Genomic DNA, 5,726 nt, shown 5'->3' on the forward strand with positions numbered 1-5,726 from the left:
GTTAGATCTTTTTCACCGACTGTTTTATAAGCAAAATCAATCTTCTTGAAGTATTTTTCATTAAATATTCGCCATTTTGATTCTGGCGGATCCTGCATATATTGTGACTGATAAACATAAGGTTCTGCTTTTTCCTTGATCCTGAGCTCCTGCAGTAGCAATCTATCCTCATCAATACTTGTCCCATCTTCTAGCACTGCAGGTATTATAGTCTTCTCAAACTGCCGCTCTGATTTTTTTTTCCAAATAGCTAAATATATCATAAACACTGATTCTTTGACCAATTACTAAAAACGGCGTATCGGCAGTATTACGCCTTGAGGTTATGCACTGTTCAAATTTTTGACAGGCACTGATCAGCGATACACGACTGTAAGCACAGTTTGCATCGTGTAAATCATCGAGGATAATACAACCACCATATTTACGAATTTTATCGACATCAAAAGAGCTATCCCCAGCTCCAGTACCTGTTACATGACCTGATATCGAAAAGCCGTTAACAAAACCACCTTCTTTAGTTCTTATTACTCTTGTGCTTTTACGACCAACAATCTTGACATTGGGGAAGACTTGCCGGTAAAATGGAGATTCAAGCACCATATGCAGTTCGTTTATTTTTTCACGCATTAAATCTCTCTGATGGGTGATATACATAAACTTTGCTCTTGGATTGTTGCCAAGCGCAAACGCTACATGAAATATAAAACCGAGTGTCGTTTTAGCACAGCGTGGTGGTATGTTCCACCATTGGCTATATGCCTTTTCAAATACTAAGCGGTTAATACTACTAAACAGCACCCATAAATAGTTTTTACTGCCATCTTTTCTTTTTAAATTGAGTTTAATCTTAAATACTCGCAGCATGCTTTGAAATGCAAAGAATCCAAAATCTTTGCGGCATAAAACGATATCTTCCTGAGTTAACATTCTTCATCCTTTAAACTGGTTTTAGCATACACCAATTTATTGAAAAATTCAGAAAAATGAATAGTATACTTTGGTAAAACTTATGGCAGATTCAAAAGTTAGTATAACCTTCGATAAGGAAATCTCAGAGTGTCTTATTGGACTAGCTGAAGTAAGAAATAAGTCTGTTAGAGAATTAACAGAGAAGTTAATGCGACAGGCGATTGAACTTGAGGAAGATATGATACTAGTCGAGCGTGCCGCTGAACTTGATGTTCCAGGTGCAAAAAAGATTAGAAGCGAGGATATAAACTGGGATACAGTATTAGCTAAAAGAATTGAGGGTACAAACTGAAATATAAGATTACTTATTTAGAAAACGTCATCAAAAAAGACTTGCCTGCTTTATCGCCACCAATCGAGAAAAGTATTACAAGAGCCATAAACGAGCGGATTGCAACTGAACCAATGAAAGTTGGTACACCATTGCTCTACGAGTTTAAAGGACACAGAAGGCTACAAGTTAGCGATTATCGTATTATCTATACGGTAGACATTGCAGAGTGTGAAGTAACCATCACTTCAATAAAACATAGAAAAGAATCCTATAGGAAGAAAAACTAAAGTTATAAATTTTTCAGTTATGCCAAAGCGCTGCCATCATTGCCACCTTACCAGCAGCTTCACCTAGACTGCCTAGCATCTGATTGATAATTGCCCAGCGATCATTTAAAGATTTCCCATAGAGGTTGTAGGCACCACCTAAGTTTTGACCTATTTGGGCACCAAAACCTTGCAAGCCTCCTAAAGACGTTTAGAATAGACTTCTTGCATAACAAACTTTAGCACATTGGACGAAACGAAGAAATTCCTTGACAACCTCCGCCAATCTCATTATCATGGCAATTAGGGTATTTCTGACTCAAAACTTGTTTTTGACCTGCAGGATCAACGACAAAAATTTAGTAAAAAACTTAAGGTATTTATTGGCGGATTATATAAATTATTGGGGCTGCATGTCTTTTAAATTTTTTCACATGCAGCCAAAATCGCGCTTAAACTAAGCGTCAGCACATTATTACAGCGCCAAGTTACAGTATTATAGGGTCAAAACTCGCACCACGGGGGTTCTTTTGCTTTTTTTTCATTTAGTAAATTTCTTAAAGTAATTTAAAGGCGCGCGGCATTACAGAAAGCGCCAAAATAATTGCCTTTTTTTAGGTTATGCAAGAAGTCCACCGTACATTAATTGCAATAAAAAGTGATTTTTTGCTTGATAAAGATGCAGTTTTGTATTATAATATTGCTAAGGTATAAAAGGAGTTATATTTATGTCTTACATGAGAAATGAACAAGATGTTCGCTCGCAAGGAGTTTTTTATAGTGCTGGGCTCAGAAGTTATCTAATTAAAGTATATAATTATATGGCTTTGGCTTTGGGCGTTACAGGGCTTGTTGCGTTCTTAACGGTATTTTCTGGTCTTTTTCAAGTGATCTATTCCAATCCCGTTCTATCACTTGTAGTAATGTTTTCTCCAGTTGCATTGGTGTTCTATATGTCTTTTAGGCTGCAACACCTAAGTGCTCAATCTACAGTGACTATATTCTTCTTATTTTCAGTCTTAATGGGGCTCTCCCTATCTTACATTTTTATAGTTTATACTGCAGAAAATATAGCAAGGGCATTTTTCATTACATCGATTATGTTTGGTTCTATGGCTTTATATGGCAATAGCACAAAAAAAGATCTGAGCAGTATGGGCTCCTTTTTAATTATGGGAATCTGGGGGTTAATCATTGCATCTATAGTTAATTTATTCCTTAGAAGTAGTCCTCTTTATTTTGCAGTATCGTTCATATCGGTAATAGTGTTTACTTTAATGACTGCATACGATGCTCAGAGAATCAAAGATGTTTATTATAGATATAACGATGGCTCAGAAGTTGCCACCACTAAGCTGGCTATACTTGGTGCAACTAACCTTTATTTTGACTTTATTAATATATTCCTCAATTTACTTAGGTTACTTAGCTTGTTTAATAATAGAGACTAAATGTTTTCCTTTTTAAGGGGGAACAGTAAGAATTCTATAGCTTTTTTTCTAATGTCTTTAGTGATATTGATGCTATGCCTTGCATATGCATCGGTGCCACTATATAGCATCTTCTGTAAAGCTACTGGGTATGGCGGCACAACAAGAAAAGTCACTAACGCAACAATGAACATAACTAACCAAAAAATCAGAGTTCGTTTCAATGCCGATGTAATGCCAAATTTACCTTGGGAATTTAACTCAGAAATCAACTATATGGATACAAACATAGGTGAACAAAGTTTAGCTTTTTATTATGCAAAGAATCTATCTGATCAGCCTTCGTTTGGAATGGCAGTGTATAACGTTACCCCTTTTAAAGCAGGCAAATATTTCAATAAAGTTGCATGCTTTTGCTTTGAAGAACAAACACTGCTGCCAAAACAAAAGGCAGTCATGCCAGTATCTTTTTACATAGACCCTGAGATAATGCTTGATGATAGTACAAAAGATTTGAGTGAAATAACACTGTCATATACGTTTTTTAAACTTAAATGATAGAACATTTGCAAATTACAGCAATAGGCAGTGTGTAATGCACAAACATTGCAGTTTGCAGGTGTGGCAGGTGGTGTCATTCCAGTGCTTGACCAGCCCTTCACCATCAAAAACATTGTTTGTAATATAGGGTTAGCTATTTTTGCACTCACCAACTTAATGCCCAATCGAAATTCCTGGATCCCAGTGTCTGGGCACTGGGATGATACCCTTTCTAGTGGGTATTGCTCTCAAATCAAAGCGTTTATGTTGCTGAAATGACAAAGAACTTTGCAGAAGTTATACTGAAAAAAGCCATAAATCTCATATTTCCAAACGTATGTGTGAGTTGTGAATGCATAATTAATAAAAATTACGATTTGTGTGGTGAGTGCAACAAAAAAATCAATTTTTTAACCAAACATTACTGCAATGTTTGTGGCGTGGTAATTTCAGATAACATTTATACGTGTGGTAAGTGCATTGCCAATCCCCCAACTTTTAAAGTACTAAGGTCAGTTTTTGCTTATGATCAACATAGTAAAAATATGATTATAAATTTTAAATTTTTTGATAATTTAAATTACGTAAAAACCTACGTGAAGTGGATGTACCAACCTAACAAAGATATATTTCAAAATGCGGACGCTATAATTCCTATACCTCTACATAAAATGCGCTTATTCAAACGTAAATACAACCAAGCAGCATTGCTCGCAAAGGAACTTAGTAAGTTATCCAACTTGTCTTATACACCATTTGTAATAAAACGTCTTCGTCATACCACACCTCAAGCCGGTCTTTCACTTAAACAACGCGAAAAAAATTTAAAGAAGGCTTTTAAAATCAGCAACAAAGAAATCATCAAAAATAAAATCGTGATATTAGTTGACGACGTGGTAACAACTGGTGCAACTGTAAGATCCTGCTCTCAGGAAATTTTAAACTCCGGTGCAAGAGAAGTGAGAGTGCTTTCACTTGCAAGAACGGTGTAGTTTTAAGGTTACTCCTAATAACGGTTTGGTTGCATTTCCATAATTATATCTTATAATACTATACTTAGTATTAACCTCTGTGCCATTTTTCCTGAACAAATAGCACTTTATTAATAGTTTATTAACGATGATGGTTTTAGCTTTTCGATTTCATCAATTGAAAGACCAGTGGATTCGGCTATCAAGTCGATAGATACGCCGGCTTTAAGTAGGTTTTTTGCCACTTCCATCTCCCTTTCTTTTCTACCTTTTGCTGTACCTTTTTCTATGCCGATTTGGATGCCCTCATTAAATTTCTGATTGAGGCAAGATACATTATCATCCTCATTTTTCTTAATCCATTCATACATAGCCCGTTCATCATCAGTCCAATTATACTCTATCAGCTCATTATAAGCTTTACCGATAATTACATCACTTCCCACTATTTTTTGTAGGGCCTCTTCACTAGTCTCATTTGCATGCCTAAAAAAGTAACACCATTTCTCGATTATATTTTCTAATTGATCTTCCTTCTTATTAAATTTAGGCAATTCTATGAAAGTAAAACTAAAGTCTTTTAGGTCGTGTTCAAAGGTCACCTTATCTAAAATAACGTGATCGGATTTGTAACCTGGTTTATCAGGAAATAGAATATAATCTGCTATAGCAATGAAGATAATTTCTTTAAGACCTTGGTACTGATCACCTTTATCAGCCTGTCTTGAATAAGCTTTGGCAGCGTAGTATTGAGCGCGTTTTTCAAAGCCTTTGGTTTTAGCGACCTGGTTAGGTAAGGAAGTAGTATTACTACTACTCCCTCCCTTAGAAACGCAGCATGCGTGTTTCCCCACACTACGCTTGAGCCCCTTATCTAAGTCCTTCTTATTTCGAACCGGCTTGTCTGTCATAAATCCTCGGAAAACATCATTCTTGATGGTGACACTAACAGTAGAGAACCTTCTCTTGAAAAAGAGTTTGCTAACATTTTTGTTCGTTTACTCTTTTATCAAAATACTTTTTCCATTTTCCTTTACCTGCATTTCCATCAGGCGGTTTGCTTGCCATATAGGCGAAAATACAGGCTTACCCTGTTCCTTCTGTCATACAACGGTGGGTTAGGTGACTTCTCTATACCGGTGATTTGCGTACATCCAGAAATGAGGTAAATTCTTTGTTTGATTGATGGAATGACAGTAATTCTTTGAAATTAAAAATTTGAGGAGTTTGTATGGCTCTGAGTTTTTCTCTTAAAATCGTGGATTCAATGGAA

At 36.0% G+C, this 5,726-nt stretch carries 10 protein-coding genes; 6 read left to right on the plus strand and 4 right to left on the minus strand.

Annotated elements, in window-relative coordinates:
- Together HET73_RS05660 and HET73_RS05665 are read right to left on the minus strand one after the other, a co-directional pair.
- Window positions 1–197: hypothetical protein (locus HET73_RS05660; protein WP_174134161.1), on the minus strand; the 197-nt coding region annotated here is incomplete at its 3' end.
- Window positions 198–216: 19 nt separating this feature from the next.
- Window positions 217–930, minus strand: a complete 714-nt coding sequence (locus HET73_RS05665) for a hypothetical protein (protein WP_174134162.1) — start codon at window positions 928–930, stop codon at window positions 217–219.
- Window positions 931–1,012: 82 nt separating this feature from the next.
- Here HET73_RS05665 and HET73_RS05670 point away from each other — a divergent pair, with 82 nt between their 5' ends.
- Both HET73_RS05670 and HET73_RS05675 read left to right on the plus strand, forming a co-directional pair.
- A complete protein-coding gene (locus HET73_RS05670; RefSeq protein WP_174134163.1) occupies window positions 1,013–1,264 on the plus strand; it encodes a hypothetical protein in 252 nt (83 codons plus the stop codon).
- An 8-nt stretch (window positions 1,265–1,272) separates the two neighbouring features.
- Entirely contained in the window at window positions 1,273–1,533 is a 261-nt protein-coding gene (locus tag HET73_RS05675; RefSeq protein WP_343033093.1) for a type II toxin-antitoxin system RelE family toxin, read from the plus strand.
- Window positions 1,534–1,546: 13 nt separating this feature from the next.
- Here the strand turns inward: HET73_RS05675 and HET73_RS05680 are convergent, their stop codons facing one another.
- Window positions 1,547–1,708: a hypothetical protein gene (locus tag HET73_RS05680; protein WP_174134164.1), complete on the minus strand. Its 162-nt coding sequence runs from the start codon at window positions 1,706–1,708 to the stop codon at window positions 1,547–1,549.
- 532 nt (window positions 1,709–2,240) lie between these two features.
- Between HET73_RS05680 and HET73_RS05685 the strand changes: the two genes are divergently transcribed.
- Genes HET73_RS05685 through HET73_RS05700 form a run of 4 tightly spaced genes read left to right on the plus strand, consistent with a single transcriptional unit; the run spans window position 2,241 to window position 4,474 of the window.
- On the plus strand, window positions 2,241–2,963 hold the full coding sequence (locus tag HET73_RS05685) for a Bax inhibitor-1/YccA family protein (protein WP_174133519.1): 723 nt from the start codon (window positions 2,241–2,243) through the stop codon (window positions 2,961–2,963).
- The gene (locus HET73_RS05690; RefSeq protein ID WP_174133518.1) at window positions 2,964–3,500 is read left to right on the plus strand and encodes a cytochrome c oxidase assembly protein; all 537 of its coding nucleotides are present in this window, start codon (window positions 2,964–2,966) and stop codon (window positions 3,498–3,500) included.
- Between the two features lie 30 nt (window positions 3,501–3,530).
- Window positions 3,531–3,761, plus strand: a complete 231-nt coding sequence (locus HET73_RS05695) for a hypothetical protein (protein WP_174134165.1) — start codon at window positions 3,531–3,533, stop codon at window positions 3,759–3,761.
- On the plus strand, window positions 3,758–4,474 hold the full coding sequence (locus HET73_RS05700; protein ID WP_174134166.1) for a ComF family protein: 717 nt from the start codon (window positions 3,758–3,760) through the stop codon (window positions 4,472–4,474). Before HET73_RS05695 ends, HET73_RS05700 begins: the two co-directional genes overlap by 4 nt.
- Before the next feature lie 110 nt (window positions 4,475–4,584).
- Here the strand turns inward: HET73_RS05700 and HET73_RS05705 are convergent, their stop codons facing one another.
- Window positions 4,585–5,364, minus strand: a complete 780-nt coding sequence (locus HET73_RS05705; RefSeq protein ID WP_174134167.1) for an Rpn family recombination-promoting nuclease/putative transposase — start codon at window positions 5,362–5,364, stop codon at window positions 4,585–4,587.
- Between the last annotated feature and the right edge of the window lie 362 nt (window positions 5,365–5,726).

Source organism: Wolbachia endosymbiont of Atemnus politus, from assembly GCF_013309895.1.

What these genes read in the sequence shown, in the direction of transcription:
- HET73_RS05700 (WP_174134166.1), top strand. Translation starts at nt 3,758, where the DNA reads ATGACAAAGAACTTTGCAGAAGTTATACTGAAAAAAGCCATAAATCTC.
- HET73_RS05670 (WP_174134163.1), top strand. Translation starts at nt 1,013, where the DNA reads ATGGCAGATTCAAAAGTTAGTATAACCTTCGATAAGGAAATCTCAGAG.
- HET73_RS05705 (WP_174134167.1), bottom strand. Translation starts at nt 5,364, where the DNA reads ATGACAGACAAGCCGGTTCGAAATAAGAAGGACTTAGATAAGGGGCTC.
- HET73_RS05690 (WP_174133518.1), top strand. Translation starts at nt 2,964, where the DNA reads ATGTTTTCCTTTTTAAGGGGGAACAGTAAGAATTCTATAGCTTTTTTT.
- HET73_RS05685 (WP_174133519.1), top strand. Translation starts at nt 2,241, where the DNA reads ATGTCTTACATGAGAAATGAACAAGATGTTCGCTCGCAAGGAGTTTTT.
- HET73_RS05665 (WP_174134162.1), bottom strand. Translation starts at nt 930, where the DNA reads ATGTTAACTCAGGAAGATATCGTTTTATGCCGCAAAGATTTTGGATTC.